The organism is Massilia terrae, from assembly GCF_024753145.1.
Lineage (GTDB): Bacteria > Pseudomonadota > Gammaproteobacteria > Burkholderiales > Burkholderiaceae_D > Telluria > Telluria terrae.
In genome coordinates, this window is sequence record NZ_JANUGU010000002.1 from 576255 (window position 1) to 594681 (window position 18427).

Sequence of the window (18427 nt, forward strand, 5' to 3'; positions counted from 1 at the left end):
GCCGTATCCCGTCACTGCTTGTGATACAGCTCGGCGCCGCGCTTGACGAATTCGACTGCCTTCACTTCCATCCCCTGCTGCAGCGCAGCGTTGTCGGCAATGCCCTCGCGCGCCGCGTACTCGCGCACTTCCTGGGTGATCTTCATCGAGCAGAAATGCGGTCCGCACATCGAGCAGAAGTGCGCCACCTTGGCCGATTCCTTCGGCAGCGTCTCGTCGTGGAATTCGCGCGCCTTGTCCGGATCGAGGCCGAGGTTGAACTGGTCCTCCCAGCGGAACTCGAAGCGCGCCTTGGACAGCGCGTTGTCGCGGATCTGCGCGCCCGGATGGCCCTTGGCCAGGTCGGCCGCGTGCGCCGCCAGCTTGTAGGTGATGATGCCGTCCTTGACGTCCGCCTTGTCCGGCAGGCCCAGGTGCTCCTTCGGCGTCACGTAGCACAGCATCGCGGTGCCGTACCAGCCGATGGTGGCGGCGCCGATGCCGGAGGTGATGTGGTCGTAGCCCGGCGCGATGTCCGTCGTCAGCGGCCCGAGCGTGTAGAACGGCGCTTCGTGGCACTGTTCCAGCTGCAGGTCCATGTTCTCCTTGATCAGGTGCAGCGGCACGTGGCCGGGACCTTCGATCATCACCTGCACGTCGTGCTTCCACGCGATCTTGGTCAGCTCGCCCAGCGTGCGCAGCTCGGCCAGTTGGGCTTCGTCGTTGGCGTCGTAGATCGAGCCGGGACGCAGGCCGTCGCCAAGGCTGAACGACACGTCGTAGGCTTTCATGATTTCGCAGATGTCTTCGAAGTGCGTGTACAGGAAGGATTCCTTGTGATGCGCCAGGCACCACTTGGCCATGATGGAGCCGCCGCGCGAGACGATGCCGGTCATCCGGTTCGCGGTCATCGGCACGTAGCGCAGCAGCACGCCGGCGTGGATGGTGAAGTAGTCGACGCCCTGCTCCGCCTGTTCGATCAGCGTGTCGCGGTAGATTTCCCAGGTCAGGTCCTCGGCCTTGCCGTTGACCTTTTCCAGCGCCTGGTAGATCGGCACGGTGCCGATCGGAACCGGGCTGTTCCGGATGATCCATTCGCGCGTCTCGTGGATGTGCTTACCGGTCGACAGGTCCATCACGGTGTCGGCGCCCCAGCGGGTCGCCCAGGTCATCTTCTCGACCTCTTCGCCGATCGACGAGGTGACGGCCGAATTGCCGATATTGGCGTTCACCTTGACCAGGAAATTACGGCCGATGATCATCGGTTCCACTTCCGGGTGGTTGATGTTGGCCGGGATCACGGCGCGGCCGCGCGCCACTTCCGAGCGCACGAATTCCGGTGTGATCTCGTTCGGGATCGAGGCGCCGAAATTCATGCCCGGGTGCTGGCGGCCGAGCAGCGCGGCCATACGCTTGCCGGTCGGGCCGGCCTCTACCAGGCTGGCCAGGTATTCGGCGCGGTGCTGGTTCTCGCGCAGCGCGATGAATTCCATCTCGGGCGTGATGATGCCCTGGCGCGCGTAATGCATCTGCGAGACGTTGCGGCCCTCGCGCGCGCGGCGCGGCTTGCGCTGCAGGTTGAAGCGCAGCTCGGCCAGTTTGGCGTCGTGCAAGCGCTCGACGCCGTAGGCCGAGCTGGGGCCCGACAGCACCTCGGTGTCGCCGCGCTCCGCGATCCACGGCGCGCGCGGGCATTCGAGGCCGGAGCGGATGTCGATCCGCGCCGCAGGATCCGTGTAAGGACCGGAGGTGTCGTACACGTACACCGGGGGATTGGGCTCGGCGCCGAAGGCGGCCGGCGTGTCGGACTGGCGGATCTCGCGCATCGGCACGCGGATGTCGGGGCGGCTGCCCTCGACGAATACCTTGCGCGAGTTGGGCAGGGGCGCCACGGCGGCCGCATCGACGGCGGCGGTGGCGGACAAGAAGGTAGGCTCGGCTTTCATTTCACTCCCGTGGTCGTTCAGCTCGGGCCAACGGGGGGAGAGGGAAAGCCGGGGGTGCGCGCAGTGGCGGGTGGCTCTCGTCGCTTCCCTTCGCTGGCATTATCCAGATCAGGTTCGGAGGGTATGTCTCACCCGCGCCGCCGCTGTACGACGTGCAGGACCCCTAGCGAGGTGTCATCTGGCGATGACGCTGCGCAGTGTACGCGCCTTTTTCGCGCTTTGCAAACGGGTGCCCGCGGCTCCGCACTGCCGTGTATGATGACAGTTTGTACAATTGCGGCCGCTGATCCATGAACGAAGACATCCTCATCAACATCACCCCGCAAGAGACCCGCGTCGCGCTGGTCCTGCAGGGCGCCGTTCAGGAACTGCACATCGAGCGCACCCTCACGCGCGGCCTGGCCGGCAACGTCTACCTCGGCAAGGTGGTGCGGGTGCTGCCCGGGATGCAGTCGGCCTTCATCGATATCGGCCTCGAACGCGCCGCCTTCCTGCACGTGGCCGACATCTGGGAAGCGCGCAGCCACGAGAACGGCGGCAACGCCCCGCCGACCCCGATCGAAAAGCTGCTGTTCGACGGCCAGGTGCTCACCGTCCAGGTGATCAAGGACCCCATCGGCACCAAGGGCGCGCGCCTGTCCACCCAGATCTCCATCGCCGGCCGCATGCTGGTCTACCTCCCGCAGGACAACCACATCGGCATCTCGCAGAAGATCGAGAAGGAAGCCGACCGCGACGCCCTGCGCGCGCGCCTGCAAGGCCTGCTGCCGCCGGAGGAAAAAGGCGGCTACATCGTGCGCACCATGGCCGAAGAGGCGTCGGACACCGACCTGCTGGCCGACGTCGACTACCTGCGCAAGACCTGGAACGCCATCCTGCAGGGCGCGCGCACCCGTCCGCCCACCAGCCTGCTGTACCAGGACCTGAGCCTGTCGCAGCGCGTGCTGCGCGACTTCGTGCACGACGAGACCGCGACCATCCAGGTCGACTCGCGCGAGAACTACCTCAAGCTGGTCGAGTTCGCGCAGGTGTACACGCCGTCGGTGCTGTCGCGACTGCAGCACTACACCGGCGAGCGTCCGCTGTTCGACCTGTACGGCGTCGAGGAAGAGATCCTGCGCGCGCTGGGGCGCCGCGTGGACCTCAAGTCGGGCGGCTACCTGATCGTCGACCAGACCGAGGCGATGACCACCATCGACGTGAACACCGGCGGCTTCGTCGGCGGGCGCAACTTCGCCGACACCATCTTCAAGACCAACCTGGAAGCGGCGCACGCGATCGCGCGCCAGCTCCGGTTGCGCAACCTTGGCGGCATCATCATCCTCGACTTCATCGACATGGAGAACACCGAGCATCGCAACGCGGTGCTGGCCGAGTTGAAGAAAGCGCTGGCGCGCGACCGCACCAAGGTGTCGGTCAGCGGCTTCTCGGCGCTGGGGCTGGTGGAGATGACCCGCAAGCGCACGCGCGAGTCGCTGGCCCACATCCTGTGCGAGCCCTGCCCCGCCTGCAACGGCAAGGGCCAGGTGAAGACCTCGCGCACCATCTGCTACGAGATCCTGCGCGAGCTGCTGCGCGAAGCGAAGCAGTTCAACCCGCGCGAGTTCCGCATCGTCGCGTCGCAGGAGGTGATCGACCTGTTCCTTGAAGAAGAGTCGCAGCACCTGGCGATGCTGGGGGACTTCATCGGCAAACGGATTTCGCTGCAGGTCGAAAAGGGATATCACCAGGAGCAGTACGACGTCATCCTGATGTAACAAGATCTCGCTCAAAGCACCTTCGCCGGGCCAAGGCAGACTGTGCGAGTTGCGCATCCAACGCGCGACCACGCCCACATTTCCGCTAAACTGGTGACAAAGGATGCCCAAAAGCCCACCCTCGCCGTGCTACCTGGACCGCTTCGAAAAATTCAAGGTAATCAACGGCAAGCAAGTCTGGACAAATGTTCGGCGAGACCGCTTTTTCACGTGAGATAGTCTCCACGGTGAAATCGAAGTCTTTGATAAACGTGGTCATCATTTGGGTGCTTTGATCCACTGACAGGCAAGCTGGTCAAGCAAGCCGTGAAAGGGAGATCACTTCATGGATAAGCGAAGCTTCATTTCGCTGTGCGTTGCCGGCCTGGCCAAACCCGACGAGATCGACGACTACGTTGAACGCTGGCATGCTGGACAGGCGGGTAAGGGTCAGGAATTGTCCGAGTATCTGGGCATGAGCCAGCAGGAGTATTCCGATTGGGTGCTCAATTCGGGTGCGCTGCTGCAAATCATTTCAGCGCACAACACATGAGCCGTCGTCCCGGCGAAGGCCGGGACCCCATAGACCGCTGGCGCGGCCGAATCATGCCAGGCAGCCGTGCTCCAAGCTCAACATGGGTCCCTGCCTTCGCCGGGACGACGTGCTGACTTGGTATGGAAACCGGGCGCGTTCAGGTTTTCTGCGGCCGGCTAAGTTCCACGATGTCGGGCGACTCAAGGACTGGCATCGGCGCGCCGCGGCGCACAGCGTTGAGCATCGCCTGGCCAACTTGAACGGTGGTGAGGATCAGGTTCGGCAGCGCCTTGCGCAGCAGCGGCAGGATCGGCTTGGTCAGCGTGTAGAAGATCCGGTACGAAGCGGTCTTCGACTTGATGCCATCCAGCGGCTGGATCATCCCGGGGCGGAAAATGTAGACCGACTTGAACCGCAGCGCGCGCAAGGCGTTCTCCGTCTTGCCGCGCACGCGTTCCCACATCACGCGGCTCTTTTCGGTGCTGTCCGCGCCGAAGCCCGATACATAAATGAAGACCATCTCCGGATTCAGCCCGGCGAGCTTGCGCGCCGCGGCCAGCGTCAGGTCGTAAGTCAGGCGCGTGTACTTCTTTTCGTCCATGCCGGCCGAGCTGGAGCCGATGCAGAAGAAGCAGGCGTCAAAGCCCGTCAGCTCCTCATCGATGGTGTCGTAGTCCCACATGTCGGCGTGGACAAGCTCGCGCAGCTTCAGGTTGCGCTGGCCGGTGGGCGTGCGGCCGATGGTCTTCACCATCGCCACGTCCGGCGCGGCCAGGCATTCGCGCAGCACGCCCTGGCCGACCATGCCGGTGGCGCCGAAGATCAGTACATTCACTCGGGGTTCCTCATCCGTTTCGATGAGCGCATATTACACGCTGGCGTCAATGCGCATCCGGGAAGAACAGCTGCTCTCCATCCGGTTTGAACGCGGCGATCCTGGCCTGCCCCTCCGGTGACGTGATCCAGTTGATCAGCATCGTCGCGCCCTTGTAGTTGACGCCCTGGTGCTTGGCCGGGTTCACCGCGATGATGCCGTAGGGGTTGAACATCCGCTTGTCGCCTTGCACCAGGATCGCGAGGCCGGTCTTGGCCTTGTAGGCGCCGTAAGTCGCGCGGTCGGTCAGCGTGTAGGCGTTCATCTCGGCTGCCATGTTCAGCACTTCGCCCATGCCCAGGCCTGCCGACACATAGTTCGTGCCCTGCGGCTTGGCGCCGACGTCCTTCCAGTACGCCTTCTCCATCACATCGGTGCCCGAATTGTCGCCGCGCGAGATGAACTTCACGTTCGACGCCGCGATCTTCCTGAAGGCCGCCATCACGTCGGTCATGCCGCTCACATGCGCCGGATCGGACGCCGGGCCGACGACGATGAAGTCGTTGTACATGACGTCGCGCCGGTCGATGCCCCAGCCTTCGGCCACAAACTGGTCTTCCAGCTTGCGCGCGTGGACCAGGCACACGTCCACGTCGCCGTTCTTGCCCAGTTCGAGCGCCTTGCCGGTGCCGACGGCGATGATGTTTACTTTGGTCCCCATCTTGGCTTCGAAATTCGGGATCAGGTACTTGAGCAGGCCGGAATTCTCGGTGCTGGTGGTGGTGGACATGCGAATCACCTGCTGGGCCAGGGCCAGAGGGCTGGCAAGCGTTGCGCACAGCAGTACTGCGAGCAGACTACGTCGCTTCATCATGTTCTCCTTTTTGTAGTCGGTATTCGATACGCCCGTCGCGCAGCTTCAGCCGCCGTACGCCTGGAAGTCCGATCAGGTCGCGGTCGTGGCAGGCCATCACCACGGTGGTCCCCGCCTCCAGCAAAGTCGGAATCAGCGCGATGACCTGCTCCCGCGCCGGTCCGTCAAGATTCGCTGTCGGTTCATCCAGCAGCAACAGCTTGGGCCGCAGCACCTTGGCCCGCGCCAGCGCCACGCGCTGCTTTTCGCCGCCCGACAGTTTCGATGGATGGGTGTCGCGCGCGTGCTCCACGCCCGCCCAGGCGATCGCGCGGTCGACCTGTGCCGCCACAGCCGCCTTGTCCAGGCCGCGTGCGCGCAGGCCGTAGGCGATATTGTCCGCGACCGTGGTCGAGAACATGATCGGGTGCTGGTGCACGTAGACGATTTCGCGCCGCATCGCGGCGGGATACGGGTGCAGGCTGACAGTGCGGCCTTCGTACTCGGCGTGGTCGCAGTCACCGCGCTCCAGTCCCGCCAGGATGCGCAGCAAGGTGCTCTTGCCGGCGCCGTTCACGCCGGTCAGCACGTAGGCGCTGGATTCGTCGAGCGAAAGTTCGCCGATATCGAGCAGCTGGCGCTCCCCATGCCGCTTGCGCAGGCCCCGCACCAGCAGCAGCGCGCTCACGCGTGCCCCCGCGCCATGTGCGCTTCGCCCTGCAGCAGCATCAGCGCGCCGTTCATCAGCAGCGCCAGCGTCACCAGCACGATGCCCAGTGCGATACCCTGCGCGAACTCGCCCTTGCTGGTCTCCAGCGCGATCGCCGTGGTGATGGTGCGCGTCTGGCTTTCGATGTTCCCGCCGACCATCAGCGCGCAGCCGACTTCAGAGATCACGCGGCCAAAGCCGCTGATCACCGCCGCCATCACGCCGTAGCGCACTTCGTACAGCAGCGTGGCCATCATGCGCCAGCGCGAGGCGCCGAGCGTGATCGCGGTCTCGGCGTAGCGCGGATCGGCCGCCTGCACCGCCGCCAGCGTAAAGGCCAGCAGCACCGGGATCGCAATCACGAACTGGCCAAGCACGATGCCCGGCTGCGTGAACAGCCATTGCAGCCCGCCCAGCACGCCATGGCGCGACAGCAGCAGGTACAGCAGCAGCCCGACCAGCACCGTCGGCAGCGACAGCGAAGCCTGCGCCAGCCAGACCGCGATGCGGCGGCCCGGAAAGCGGTGCATGGCGATGAGGTAGCCGAGGGCGACCGCCGGCGGCGTGGCCAGCGCCAGTCCGATCACGCTGGTCTTGAGCGAGACCCAGACGATGTTCCACAGGGCCGCGTCGCCGGTGAACAGCAGGACGAAGGCGTTGAGGGTGGCGTCGAGCAGGCCCATTACGCGAGGCGCGCCGCTTCCACCAGTTCGGGTTCGAACACCAGCCGCTCGTGCCCGGCCAGCAGCAGGAAGTGCTTGCCGGTGCAGCGCGCCAGCAGCGACATGCCGACCTTCTGCGCCACCATATGCCCCATCTGCGTGGTGCCGGAGCGTGACAGCAGGAAGGGGATGCCCATCTGCGCGCCCTTGATGACCATCTCGGAGGTGAGGCGGCCGGTGGTGTAGAACACCTTGTCCGCGCCTTCCATCCCCTCAAGCCACATCAGGCCGGCGATGGCATCGACCGCGTTGTGGCGGCCGACGTCCTCGATGAAGTACAGCAGCTCGCCGCTGTTGGAGAACAGCGCGCAGCCGTGCACCGAGCCGGCCTGTTTGTAGATCGACTGCTGCGTGCGGATGGTGTCGACGATGCGGTACACGACCGATTGCGCGAGCCGCGCGTCGGCCGGCAGCGTGATGCGGTCGACTTCGTCCATCAGGCCACCGAACACCGAGCCCTGCCCGCAGCCGGTGGTGACCACCTTCTTGGCGGTGCGCTCCTCGACGTCGGCAATGCCGTTGCGCGTGACCACCGCCACCGCGTCGACCGACCAGTCCACCTGCACCGACACCACCTCGTCGATCGAGCGTACCAGGCGCTGGTTGCGCAGGTAGCCCAGCGTGAGGGCCTCGGGCGCGCCGCCGAGGGTCATCAGCGTGACCAGCTCGCGCTTGTCCACGTACACCGTCAGCGGGCGCTCGGCGGGAATCGAAATGGTCGATTCGCGCCCGCGCTCGTCGATGGCGAGCACTTCATGCGTCAGGCTGGCCTGCGCATGCGAGAGCTGCGGACGGTAGCGGGGGGGTTGTTGGAAGCTCATGCTTATTATTGTGCCATGCCCTCCAAAACCCGGCCGCCACCGTAGGAACCCTGCGGTGCGACCTCCCCTCCCGGGGTGGCGCGGATGGCGCAGTACTTGAATTCGGGGATTTTACCGAAGGGGTCGAGCGCCGCGTTGGTCAGGCGGTTGATGGCCGCTTCGTAGTAGCAGAACGGGACGAAGATCGCGCCCGCCGGCGAGCTGTCGTCGGCGCGTGCATACAGCGCCACCTTGCCGCGCCGCGATTCGATGGTGATCACCTCGCCCGGCTTGACGCCCATGCGCTCCAGGTCCAGCGGGTGCACCAGCGCCACGGGATCGGGCTCCAGCGCGTCCAGCACCGCGGTGCGGCGGGTCATGCTGCCGGTGTGCCAGTGTTCGAGCTGGCGGCCCGTGATCAGGACCAACGGGTAGTCGGCATCGGGGCGCTCATTGGCCGGGATAATGTCGGCCGGGACGAAGCGCGCGCGGCCGTCTTCGCGCGGGAAGTCGTCGGTGAAGACCACCGGCTGGCCAGCGTCGCCCTCGTTCACGCAGGGGTAGACCACGGCGCCGTCGCGCTCCAGACGGTCCCAGGTGATGCCGCCAATGCTGTGCATGGTGCGGCGCATCTCGTCGAAGACCTCGGACACATGCCCGTAGTTCCATTCCAGGCCGAGCTGGCACGCCATCTGCTGGATGATCCACAGGTCCTGCCTCGCTTCGCCCGGCGGGTCGATGGCCTGGCGGCCGAGCTGCACCAGCCGGTCGGTGTTGGTGAAGGTGCCGGTCTTTTCGGCGAACGCGGACGCGGGCAGGATCACGTCGGCCAGGTAGGCGGTCTCGGTCAGGAAGATATCCTGCACCACCAGGTGCTCGAGCGAGGCCAGCGCGGCGCGCGCGTGGTTGGCGTCGGGGTCGGACATGGCCGGGTTCTCGCCCATGATGTACATGCCGCGGATCGCGCCGGCGTCGATCGCGTCCATGATCTCGACCACGGTCAGGCCGGGCTTGGGATCGAGCTTGACGCCCCAGGCCTGTTCGAACTTGGCCTGCGCGGCCGGGTTGTCGACACGCTGGTAGTCCGGGTACATCATCGGGATCAGGCCGGCGTCGGACGCGCCCTGCACATTGTTCTGGCCGCGCAGCGGATGCAGGCCGGTGCCGGGACGGCCCACCTGCCCCGTCATCAGCGCCAGCGCGATCAGGCAGCGCGCGTTGTCGGTGCCGTGGACGTGCTGCGACACGCCCATGCCCCACAGGATCATCGAGCCCTTCGACGTGGCGTACAGGCGCGCCACGTAGCGCAGCGTCTCCGCATCGATGCCGCAGATCGGCGCCATCGCCTCCGGGCTGTAGCCGGCCACGTTCTTCTCCAGCTCCTCGTAGCCGATGGTGCGGCTGGCGATGAAGTCCTGGTCCACCAGGCGCTCGGTCACGATCACGTGCATCATCGCGTTGAGCATGGCGACGTCGGTGTCGGGCTTGAACTGCAGGTAGCGGTGCGCGTGGCGCTCAAGGTCGGAGCGGCGCGGGTCGCACACGATCAGCTTGGTCCCGGCGCGCACGGCGTTCTTGATCCAGGTGGCGGCCACCGGGTGGTTGACGGTCGGGTTGGCGCCGATGACGATCACTACCTCGGCTTGGGTCACGTCCATCACCGGATTCGACACCGCGCCGGAGCCGATCCCTTCCAGCAGCGCCGCCACCGACGAGGCGTGGCACAGGCGTGTGCAGTGGTCGACGTTGTTGCTGCCGAAGCCAGTGCGCACCAGCTTCTGGAACAGGTAGGCTTCCTCGTTACTGCCCTTGGCCGAGCCGAAGCCGGCCAGCGCATGCTTGCCCCGCGTGTCGCGGATCCGCTTGAGCGAGCCGCCGGCCAGCGCCAGCGCCTCGTCCCACGTCGCTTCGCGGAATACTTCCAGCACGCGGTCCGGGTCCATGGTGAAGTCGCCGGTCTTGGGCATGCCTTCGCGGCGGATCAGCGGCGTCCGCAGGCGCTGCGGATGGTGCGCGTAGTCGAAGCCGTAGCGGCCCTTGACGCACAGGCGGCCGTGGTTGGCCGGGCCGTCTCGCCCCTCGACGAACAGTATCTTGTTGTCCTTGACGTTGTAGGTCAGCTGGCAGCCGACACCGCAGTAAGGGCACACGGAATCGACCCGCTTGTCCGGAAGGTCGAGCGCTACGCCGCGCGCCGGCATCAGGGCGCCAGTCGGGCAAGCCTGGACGCATTCGCCGCAGGCCACGCAGGTGGACGCGCCCATCGGGTCGTCCTGGTCGAACACGATCTTCGCGCCCTCGCCGCGGAAGGCCAGGCCGATGACGTCGTTCACCTGCTCGTCGCGGCAGGCGCGCACGCAGCGCGTGCACTGGATGCAGGCGTCGAGATTGACCGCGATCGCGGCGTGGGTCAGGTCTTCCACCGGCTCCGCGCGGGTCGGCGCGAAGCGCGGCTTGCCGACGCCGAGCTTGCCGGCCCACTGGTCCACTTCGTTGTGGCGCGTGTATTCGGTTTCCGGCATATCCGACAGCAGCAGCTCCAGCACCAGCTTCTGCGCCGAGACGGCGCGCGGGCTGTCGGTGCTCACCTTCATGCCCTGCGAGGGATGGCGGCAGCAGGACGGCGCGAGGACGCGCTCGCCGTTGATCTCCACCATGCAGGAACGGCAGTTGCCGACAGCCTCCATGCCTTCCTTGTAGCACAGGTGCGGCACCTCGACGCCTTCGCGCTTCGCCACTTCGATGATGGTCTCGTGCTCCATCGCCTCGACCTCGCGGCCGTTCAGCTCAAAGCGCACGGTTCGGGTAATCGCATTCATGCCAGCTCCTGCGGGAAGTACTTGATGACGCAGTCGAACGGGTTCGGGGCCGCCTGGCCCAGGCCGCAGATCGAGGCGTCGCGCATCAGTTGCGACAGTTCGGCCAGCAGCGCCGTATCCCAGCGCGGCTGCTCGATGATCGCCAGCGCCTTGGCGGTGCCGGCGCGGCACGGGGTGCACTGGCCGCAGGATTCGTCCTTGAAGAAGCGCAGCGTGTTGCGCGCCGCCGCCGTGGCGCTGTCCTGGTCGGACAGGATCACCACCGCGGCCGAGCCGATGAAGCAGCCGTAGGGTTGCAGCGTATCGAAGTCGAGCGGGATATCGCCCATCGACGCGGGCAGGATGCCGCCGGAGGCGCCGCCAGGCAGGTAGCCGTAGAAGGCGTGCCCGTCCAGCATGCCGCCGCAGTATTCGTCGATCAGCTCGCGCACCGTGATGCCGGCCGGCGCCAGCTTCACGCCGGGCTCGCGCACGCGGCCCGAGACCGAGAACGAACGCAGGCCGCGCCGCCCGTTGCGGCCGTGGCCGGCGAACCAGTCGGCGCCCTTCTCCAGGATCTCGCGCACCCAGTGCAGGGTTTCGAAGTTGTGCTCCAGCGTGGGCCGGCCGAACAGGCCGACCTGCGCGACGTAGGGCGGGCGCAGGCGCGGCATGCCGCGCTTGCCTTCGATCGATTCGATCATGGCCGACTCTTCGCCGCAGATATAGGCGCCGGCGCCGCGCCGCAGCTCGATCTGCGGCATGTTGGGGATCGGCGGGTCGGCGCGCAAGCGGCCGAGCTCCTGCTCGAGCAGCGTGCGGCAGCCGTGGTATTCGTCGCGCAGGTAGATGTAGATGGACTCGATGCCGACCGCCCAGGCGGCGATCAGCGCGCCTTCGATGAAGCGGTGCGGGTCGCGTTCCAGGTAGACGCGGTCCTTGAAGGTGCCCGGCTCGCCCTCGTCGAGGTTGATCGCCATGAGGCGCGGACCGGTTTCGGCGCGCACGATGCGCCATTTGCGCCCGGTCGGGAAGCCGGCGCCGCCGAGGCCGCGCAGGCTCGATGCTTCCAGCGTCGCGATCACGTCGTCGGCACTGCGTTGGCCGTCCACGCAAGCGCGCAACAGCGCGTAGCCGCCCTGCGCCTTGTATTCGTCGTAGCCGGCGTAGCCCGCCGGTTCGTGCTTGATGTGTCCTGCCGCGACGGCGGCGACGATGGCCTGCTCGCTGGCATACGGCACCGGGTTCTGGCCCACCACGGCGGCGGGCGCCTGCTCGCAGCGGCCGATGCAGGGCGCCGCCAGCACGCGCACTTCGCGGCCGAGGATCGCGGGCAGGCGCTCCAGCAGCGCGCTGGCGCCGGCCATCTCGCAGGACAGGCCGCTGCACACGCGCACCGTCAGCGCGGCGGGTGCGGCCTCGCCTTCCTTGACGACGTCGAAGTGATGGTAGAAGGTCGCCACCTCGTACACCTCGGATTGCGCGAGGCGCATCTCCTGTGCCAGCACGGCCAGGTGCGCGCTCGACAGGCAGCCGAAGCGGTCCTGGATCTTGTGCAGGTGCTCGATCAGCAGGTCGCGCTGGCGCGAGGACTCGCCCAGCAGTTCGCGCACTTCCTGCAGCGCCTGCGGATCGACGCGGCGGCCCTTGGGCGCCTCGCGCTTGCGTTGGCGTGATGCGCCTTGCAAGGCGATCGGGATGACGGGGTGGTTCATCATTGGAATCTCTGAAATTAACTCTGCCGTCCCCGCAAGCGCGGGAACGGCGGTATCGCTTATTTAAACAGTACAGCCGCCTTCTGCAAGGTCACCGACACGCCGTAAATGATGGGAATGCCCACAGCAGCCCAGGCCAACACGGCCACCGCCGGGTTGCTACGCACCGTGCCCACCGCCGCGCCGCCGGCGCCGGCCGACACCTGCACCTCGCGCTCGCGCGCCAGCCGTTTTTCGGTGGCCAGCTCATCGTCGGTCATGAAGTACTTGTCCGCGATCGGCCGCACCATCAGGTTGCAGACCAGGCCCAGCACCAGCAGCCCGACCAGCATGTACATCGCCATGTCGTAAGCCTCCGACTTCGGCACGCCGTGCGCCAGCTGGTACTCGCGCACATAGTTCACCAGCGTCGGGCCGAGCACGCCGGCGGCCGACCATGCGGTCAGCAGGCGGCCGTGGATCGCACCGACGTTCTGCGTGCCGAACAGGTCCGCCAGATAGGCCGGCACGGTCGAGAAACCGCCGCCGTACATCGACAGGATGATGCAGAAGAAGCCTGCGAACAGGGCCTTGTTGCCCGCGTGCGCCAGCGTCGGGATCGACGCGTAAAGTATAAGCCCCAGCACCAGGAAGACGAAGTAGGTCGCCTTGCGGCCGATGTAGTCCGAGCACGAGGCCCAGGCGAAGCGGCCACCGATATTAAATAGCGACAGCAGCCCGGTGAAGCCGGCCGCGATCGCGGCGATCTGGGCCTTCTGCGCGGTGTCCAGTTCGTTGTACGTCAGGTTCACGCCGATCAGCCGGCCGCCGAACACTTCCTGCAGCAGCGGCGAGGCCATCGCGAGGATGCCGATGCCGGCCGAGACGTTCAGGAACAGTACGCCCCACACCAGCCAGAACTGCGGGATGCCCCACACCCGGCTCACGTGCACATGGCGCGTGGTGATCATCTTGTTCTCGGCCTTGGCGGCCGGCGGGTTCCAGCCTGCCGGTTTCCAGCCGGCGGCGGGCACGCGATAGCCGAGCGCGCCGGCCATCATGAACACGAAGTAGATCGCGGCCAGCGCGAGGAAGGTCTCCCACACGCCGACCGAGGTCGGGGTCGCGAAGTGCTTCATCAGCTTGTCCGCCAGCGGGGCGCCGACCATGGCGCCGCCGCCGAAGCCCATGATCGCCATGCCGGTCGCCATGCCGCGCCGGTCCGGGAACCACTTGATCAGCGTCGACACCGGCGAGATGTAGCCCAAGCCGAGGCCGATGCCGCCGATGACGCCGGAGCCGACCCACATCAGCCAGATCTGGTGCGTGTAGATGCCTAGCGCCGAGATCACCAGGCCGCCGCACCAGCACAGCGCGGACACCACGCCGGCCTTGCGCGGACCCGCGTGTTCGAGCCAGCCGCCCCACAGCGCCGCGGCCAGGCCGAGGAACACGAAATACATCGAGTACATCCAGCCCAGCATCGAGATCTTCCAGTCGCAGGTGGTGGAAAACACTTCGGCCATGAAGCTCATGTCGGCCGGGCAGGCCACCGATTCCTTGATGCCGATCGCCTTCGACAGCGGCAGCCAGAACACCGAAAACCCGTAGGCCATGCCGATGCACAGGTGGATCGCCAGCGCGGCCGGCGGCACCAGCCAGCGGTTGAAGGACGGCCCCGCGACCGTATGCTCTTTGTTCAAAAAATCGAGTAATGCCATTGCTCCTCCATTTATCGTTATATGACACTAAATATGCTTTTAAAAGCATATTTTCCCGACAACTATTTTTGTTTTTTGCGAGACTAACATGATGCAAATCAACTAAAAATAGGCTATTTTCAGCATATGCTTCGCGTCCACATCCGCCCTCATTGGGAAATCAGTTTCCATAACGAACCGCCGCTCGACACGGCGGCGCTGCTTGGTTTGCTGGTGGGGATCCACGAGACGGGCTCGATCGCGCACGCGGCCAAGAACGTCAAACTGTCCTACCGCTACGCCTGGGGACTGCTGCGCGAGGCCGAGCGCCTGTTCGGCCAGCAGCTGATCGACAGCGGCCGTGGACGCGGGACCCAACTGACGCCGCTGGCGCAGAAGCTGGTGTGGGCCGACCACCGGATCGCGGCGCGGCTGTCGCCCACGCTCGACAGCCTGGCGTCGGAACTCGAGAACGAACTGTCGAAGGTGATGCAGGGCGGCCTGCAGAAAGTGCGGATGGACGCCAGCCACGGTTTCGCGGTGGCCGCGCTGACCGGCTTCCTGAACCGGATCGAACTGCCGGTGGAACTGCGCTACCGCGCCTGCGGCGATGCGCTGGCGGCGCTGGCCCAGCGCGACTGCGATCTCGCCGGTTTCCACGTGCCGGTGGGGCGCTTCGAACAGCGCACCCTGGCCCATTACCTGCGCTGGCTCGATCCGGCCCAGCACTGCCTGGTGCACATCGCGCGCCGCGAGCAGGGCCTGATGGTCGCGCGCGGCAATCCGCTTCACATCGAAGGCTTGCGCGACCTGACGCGCGCCGGCGTGCGCTTCGTGAACCGCCAGGTGGGCTCGGGCACGCGGCTGTTGATGGAGATGATGCTGAGCGAGGCGAACATCGCGCCCGGATCGGTCAACGGCTACAACAGCGCCGAGTTCACGCACTCGGCGGTGGCGGCCTACATCGCCAGTGGCATGGGCGACGTCGGCCTGGGCGTGCGGCCAGCCGCCGCGCGCTTCAACCTCGACTTCATCCCGCTGAGCGAGGAGCGCTACTTCTTCGCGCTGCGCAGCGACGCGCTGGACGAGCCGCTGATGCGCGAACTGCTCGCCATCCTGCGCCAGGAGACCTACCACGCGATGGTCGACGCGCTGCCCGGCTACGACGCGCGCGACACCGGCATCATCGAAAGCATGGGCGAAGCCTTCCCCGAGCCGGCGCGCCAGGCCTAGCGGCGCCGCTTCTTCCAGTTGTATCCGGGCCCGGTCACGTCGACGCCGGGATGGCCCACCAGGTCCGGGTGCTCGGAACACATCGTCACGAAACGCACGCCCTCGCCGCCGCGCTGGCGCGCGCGCAGCTCTTCCATGAACTGCATCGCGGGCACCATCTCGCTGGTGTCGAACGGACGCTGGTGCGGCGTGTGCCGGTCTTCGTCCACGATGGTCCAGTACACCATATACATCTTGATCCCCCGAAAAGTAGGACTAGTCCGAAATCGCCTCACTATGTTCGCTGGCCAACACAAGCGATAGTTGCCGCCGACTAGGCTAATGCCTGGCCAACAAACTCAGGATGCTACATGAACGAGATCCCTACGACCCTCCCGGCACCCGCTTCGCACCTGGAGCTTTGGGGCGGCCTGGAGTGTACGGTCAACCGCGTGCGCGACAATTACTTCAGCCAGATGGACCGCAACGGCCACGCCGGGCGCCTGCAGGACATCGAACGTTTCGCTTCGCTCGGCATCAAGGCGATCCGCTACCCGGTGCTGTGGGAGCGCACCGCGCCCGACGGCATCGACACTGCCGACTGGAGCTGGCCGGACGAGCGCCTGCCCGCGCTGCGCGACCTCGGCGTGAACCCGATCGTCGGCCTGGTCCACCACGGCAGCGGCCCGCGCCATACCAGCCTGGTCGACCCGCGCTTCGCCGAACAGCTGGCCGAATTCGCGGGCGCGGTGGCGCGGCGCTATCCCTGGGTCGAATACTACACGCCGGTCAACGAGCCGCTGACGACAGCGCGCTTCTCGGGCCTGAATGGGGTGTGGTATCCGCACGGCTCGGACGACGCGACCTTCGTGCGCGCCCTGCTCAACCAGTGCCGCGCGGTGGTGCTGTCGATGCAGGCGATCCGCGCGGTGAACCCGAATGCGAAGCTGGTGCAGACCGACGACCTGTCGCGAACCTACAGCACGCCCGAGCTGGCGGAGCTGGCCACCTTCTACAACGAGCGCCGCTGGCTGGCCTGGGACCTGTTGTGCGGGAAGGTGGCGCCCGGCCACGCGCTGTGGGACTACCTGCTCGCATCGAACGCCGGCGCAGATGAACTGCGCTGGTTCGCGCAGAACCCCTGCCCGCCCGACGTCATCGGTGTCAACTACTACATCACCAGCGAGCGCTGGCTCGACCACCGGCCGGAGCGCTATCCGCCCGCGCACCGCCACACCGTCCGCGGCATCGACCTGGCCGACATCGAGACCGCGCGTGCGCTGGCGACGCCGACGCCCGGCATCGGCCCGCTGCTGCAGGAGACCTGGGACCGCTACGGCCTGCCGCTGGTGGTGACCGAGGCCCACATCGACGCCAACCGCGAGGACCAGCTGCGCTGGCTGCTGGAGATCTGGAGCGCGGCGCACAAGGTGCGCCGGCAAGGCGCCGACGTGCGCGCGGTGACGGTGTGGGCGCTGCTCGGTTCCTACGACTGGAACTGCCTCGTTACCGAATGCCGCGGCTATTACGAGCCGGGGCCGTTCGACGTGCGCGGGCCCGAACCGCGCGCCACCGCGCTGGCGACCATGATGCGCGAGCTGGCCACCAGCCGGCCCTTGTCGAACCCGGTGCTGCAGGGCCAGGGCTGGTGGCGCCGGCCCGGCCGCTTCCTGTGCAAGCCGGTGGCCACGCGCACCGCGGTGGCCGACTTCGCGGTGCACAGCCAGGCCCGCACCGCCCTGGTCCAGCCGATCCTGATCGCCGGCGCCAGCGGCACACTGGGCTCGGCCTTCGCGCGCATCTGCGAACAGCGCAACCTGGCCTGCCACGTGCTGACGCGGCAGGAGATGGACATCGCCGACCCGGCCTCGGTGGAAGCGGCGATCGTGCGCTTCAAGCCGTGGGCCATCATCAACGCCGGCGGCTACGTGCGGGTCGACGCCGCCGAACACGATGCCGAACGCTGCATGCGCGAGAACACGCACGGCCCGACCGTGCTGGCCCTGGCCTGCCTGCGCCACGCGCTGCGCTTCGTCACCTTCTCCAGCGACCTGGTGTTCGACGGCGCCAAGGACGCGCCCTACGTCGAATCGGACCAGGCCGCGCCGCTGAACGTCTACGGCCGCAGCAAGCTGGAAGCCGAACGCCGGGTGCTGGACGCCGACCCGCAGGCGCTGGTGATCCGCAGCAGCGCCTTCTTCGGCCCGTGGGACGCGCACAACTTCGTCACGCAGGCGCTCAACACCATCGATGGCGGCGAGCGCTTCGCGGCGGCGGCCGACCTGGTGGTCACGCCGACTTACGTGCCGGACCTGGTCGACGCCACGCTCGACCTGCTGATCGACCGCGAGCGCGGCATCTGGCACCTGTCCAACGGCGAGGCGCTGAGCTGGGCCGAACTGGCGCGGCGCGCGGTTGCCGCCGCCGGCCTGGAGCCGGCCGCGGTCGAGCCGCGCACCTGGGACAGCTTCGGCCAGCCGGCGGCGCGTCCACGCAACAGCGCGCTGGCCAGCGAACGGGGCATCATCATGCCGCCGCTCGACGATGCGCTGGCCCGCTTCGTACGAGCGGTGGCCGAACGCGCCAACGACCTGCAGGGCGAGGACACGGCCAGCTACGCAAGCTGAGCGGCGTCCAAATGTCAATTCCCCACCGCCCCGGCGCCCGCCGGGGGCATGCCCGCGGCATGCTTGCCGCAGCCATGCTGCAGGGCATCAATTGCATTGAAACAATTGCTTACAAGAACATTTCACTCCAAATTGACGATTTCGTAGCAGAAAGTGGACAGCGCTCATGGGTTTCGCGCACAAACTTGAGCAGATATTTTGTCCAGACATAAAAAATATTTACGAGGCGAATTTTTGTGGATACACTGAGTTACATAGCGTTACTTGACGCTTACCTAACTTTACATTTGTCACTGGTATGT

Annotated in this window: 14 protein-coding genes and 1 riboswitch; of the genes, 4 read left to right on the forward strand and 10 right to left on the reverse strand. The window is 66.4% G+C overall.

The genetic code is table 11. The features are described from left to right. Positions 1–11 precede the first annotated feature (11 nt). Positions 12–1925, reverse strand: coding sequence for a phosphomethylpyrimidine synthase ThiC (thiC, locus tag NX778_RS09850; protein ID WP_258811550.1), 1914 nt, complete (start codon positions 1923–1925; stop codon positions 12–14). Positions 1926–1993: 68 nt separating this feature from the next. Beyond that, positions 1994–2100, reverse strand: a riboswitch (TPP riboswitch). A 115-nt stretch (positions 2101–2215) separates the two neighbouring features. On the opposite strand from thiC, the gene rng reads away from it, so the two are divergent. Then, the gene (gene rng, locus NX778_RS09855) at positions 2216–3682 is read left to right on the forward strand and encodes a ribonuclease G (protein WP_258811551.1); all 1467 of its coding nucleotides are present in this window, start codon (positions 2216–2218) and stop codon (positions 3680–3682) included. Positions 3683–4007: 325 nt separating this feature from the next. Next, the gene (locus tag NX778_RS09860; RefSeq protein ID WP_258811552.1) at positions 4008–4214 is read left to right on the forward strand and encodes a hypothetical protein; all 207 of its coding nucleotides are present in this window, start codon (positions 4008–4010) and stop codon (positions 4212–4214) included. Between the two features lie 139 nt (positions 4215–4353). Here the strand turns inward: NX778_RS09860 and NX778_RS09865 are convergent, their stop codons facing one another. From NX778_RS09865 to NX778_RS09900, 8 genes are read right to left on the reverse strand one after another with little or no spacing between them, the layout of a single operon-like run. Then, positions 4354–5031, reverse strand: coding sequence for an NAD(P)H-binding protein (locus tag NX778_RS09865; protein ID WP_258811553.1), 678 nt, complete (start codon positions 5029–5031; stop codon positions 4354–4356). Between the two features lie 46 nt (positions 5032–5077). Continuing rightward, entirely contained in the window at positions 5078–5881 is an 804-nt protein-coding gene (locus tag NX778_RS09870; RefSeq protein WP_258811554.1) for an ABC transporter substrate-binding protein, read from the reverse strand. Then, positions 5868–6551, reverse strand: coding sequence for an energy-coupling factor ABC transporter ATP-binding protein (locus NX778_RS09875; protein ID WP_258811555.1), 684 nt, complete (start codon positions 6549–6551; stop codon positions 5868–5870). The genes NX778_RS09870 and NX778_RS09875 overlap by 14 nt, the downstream gene beginning before the upstream one ends. Further along, a complete protein-coding gene (locus NX778_RS09880; RefSeq protein WP_258811556.1) occupies positions 6548–7255 on the reverse strand; it encodes an ABC transporter permease in 708 nt (235 codons plus the stop codon). Before NX778_RS09880 ends, NX778_RS09875 begins: the two co-directional genes overlap by 4 nt. Continuing rightward, the gene (locus NX778_RS09885) at positions 7255–8115 is read right to left on the reverse strand and encodes a formate dehydrogenase accessory sulfurtransferase FdhD (RefSeq protein WP_258811557.1); all 861 of its coding nucleotides are present in this window, start codon (positions 8113–8115) and stop codon (positions 7255–7257) included. The genes NX778_RS09880 and NX778_RS09885 overlap by 1 nt, the downstream gene beginning before the upstream one ends. A gap of 5 nt (positions 8116–8120) precedes the next feature. Further along, positions 8121–10913, reverse strand: a complete 2793-nt coding sequence (fdhF, locus tag NX778_RS09890) for a formate dehydrogenase subunit alpha (protein WP_258811558.1) — start codon at positions 10911–10913, stop codon at positions 8121–8123. After that, positions 10910–12607 carry an NAD(P)H-dependent oxidoreductase subunit E gene (locus NX778_RS09895; protein ID WP_258811759.1) on the reverse strand — a complete coding sequence of 566 codons (1698 nt, stop codon included), beginning with the start codon at positions 12605–12607 and terminating at the stop codon, positions 10910–10912. Before NX778_RS09895 ends, fdhF begins: the two co-directional genes overlap by 4 nt. A 59-nt stretch (positions 12608–12666) precedes the next feature. Beyond that, positions 12667–14307 (reverse strand): OFA family MFS transporter, encoded by a 1641-nt coding sequence (locus NX778_RS09900; protein ID WP_258811559.1) that lies wholly within the window; start codon positions 14305–14307, stop codon positions 12667–12669. A gap of 126 nt (positions 14308–14433) precedes the next feature. Between NX778_RS09900 and NX778_RS09905 the strand changes: the two genes are divergently transcribed. Then, a complete protein-coding gene (locus NX778_RS09905; protein WP_258811560.1) occupies positions 14434–15519 on the forward strand; it encodes a substrate-binding domain-containing protein in 1086 nt (361 codons plus the stop codon). Here the strand turns inward: NX778_RS09905 and NX778_RS09910 are convergent. Then, positions 15516–15752 (reverse strand): hypothetical protein, encoded by a 237-nt coding sequence (locus NX778_RS09910; protein ID WP_258811561.1) that lies wholly within the window; start codon positions 15750–15752, stop codon positions 15516–15518. The genes NX778_RS09905 and NX778_RS09910 overlap by 4 nt on opposite strands. A 117-nt stretch (positions 15753–15869) precedes the next feature. Between NX778_RS09910 and NX778_RS09915 the strand changes: the two genes are divergently transcribed. Continuing rightward, positions 15870–18125: a family 1 glycosylhydrolase gene (locus NX778_RS09915; protein WP_258811562.1), complete on the forward strand. Its 2256-nt coding sequence runs from the start codon at positions 15870–15872 to the stop codon at positions 18123–18125. Positions 18126–18427 lie beyond the last annotated feature (302 nt).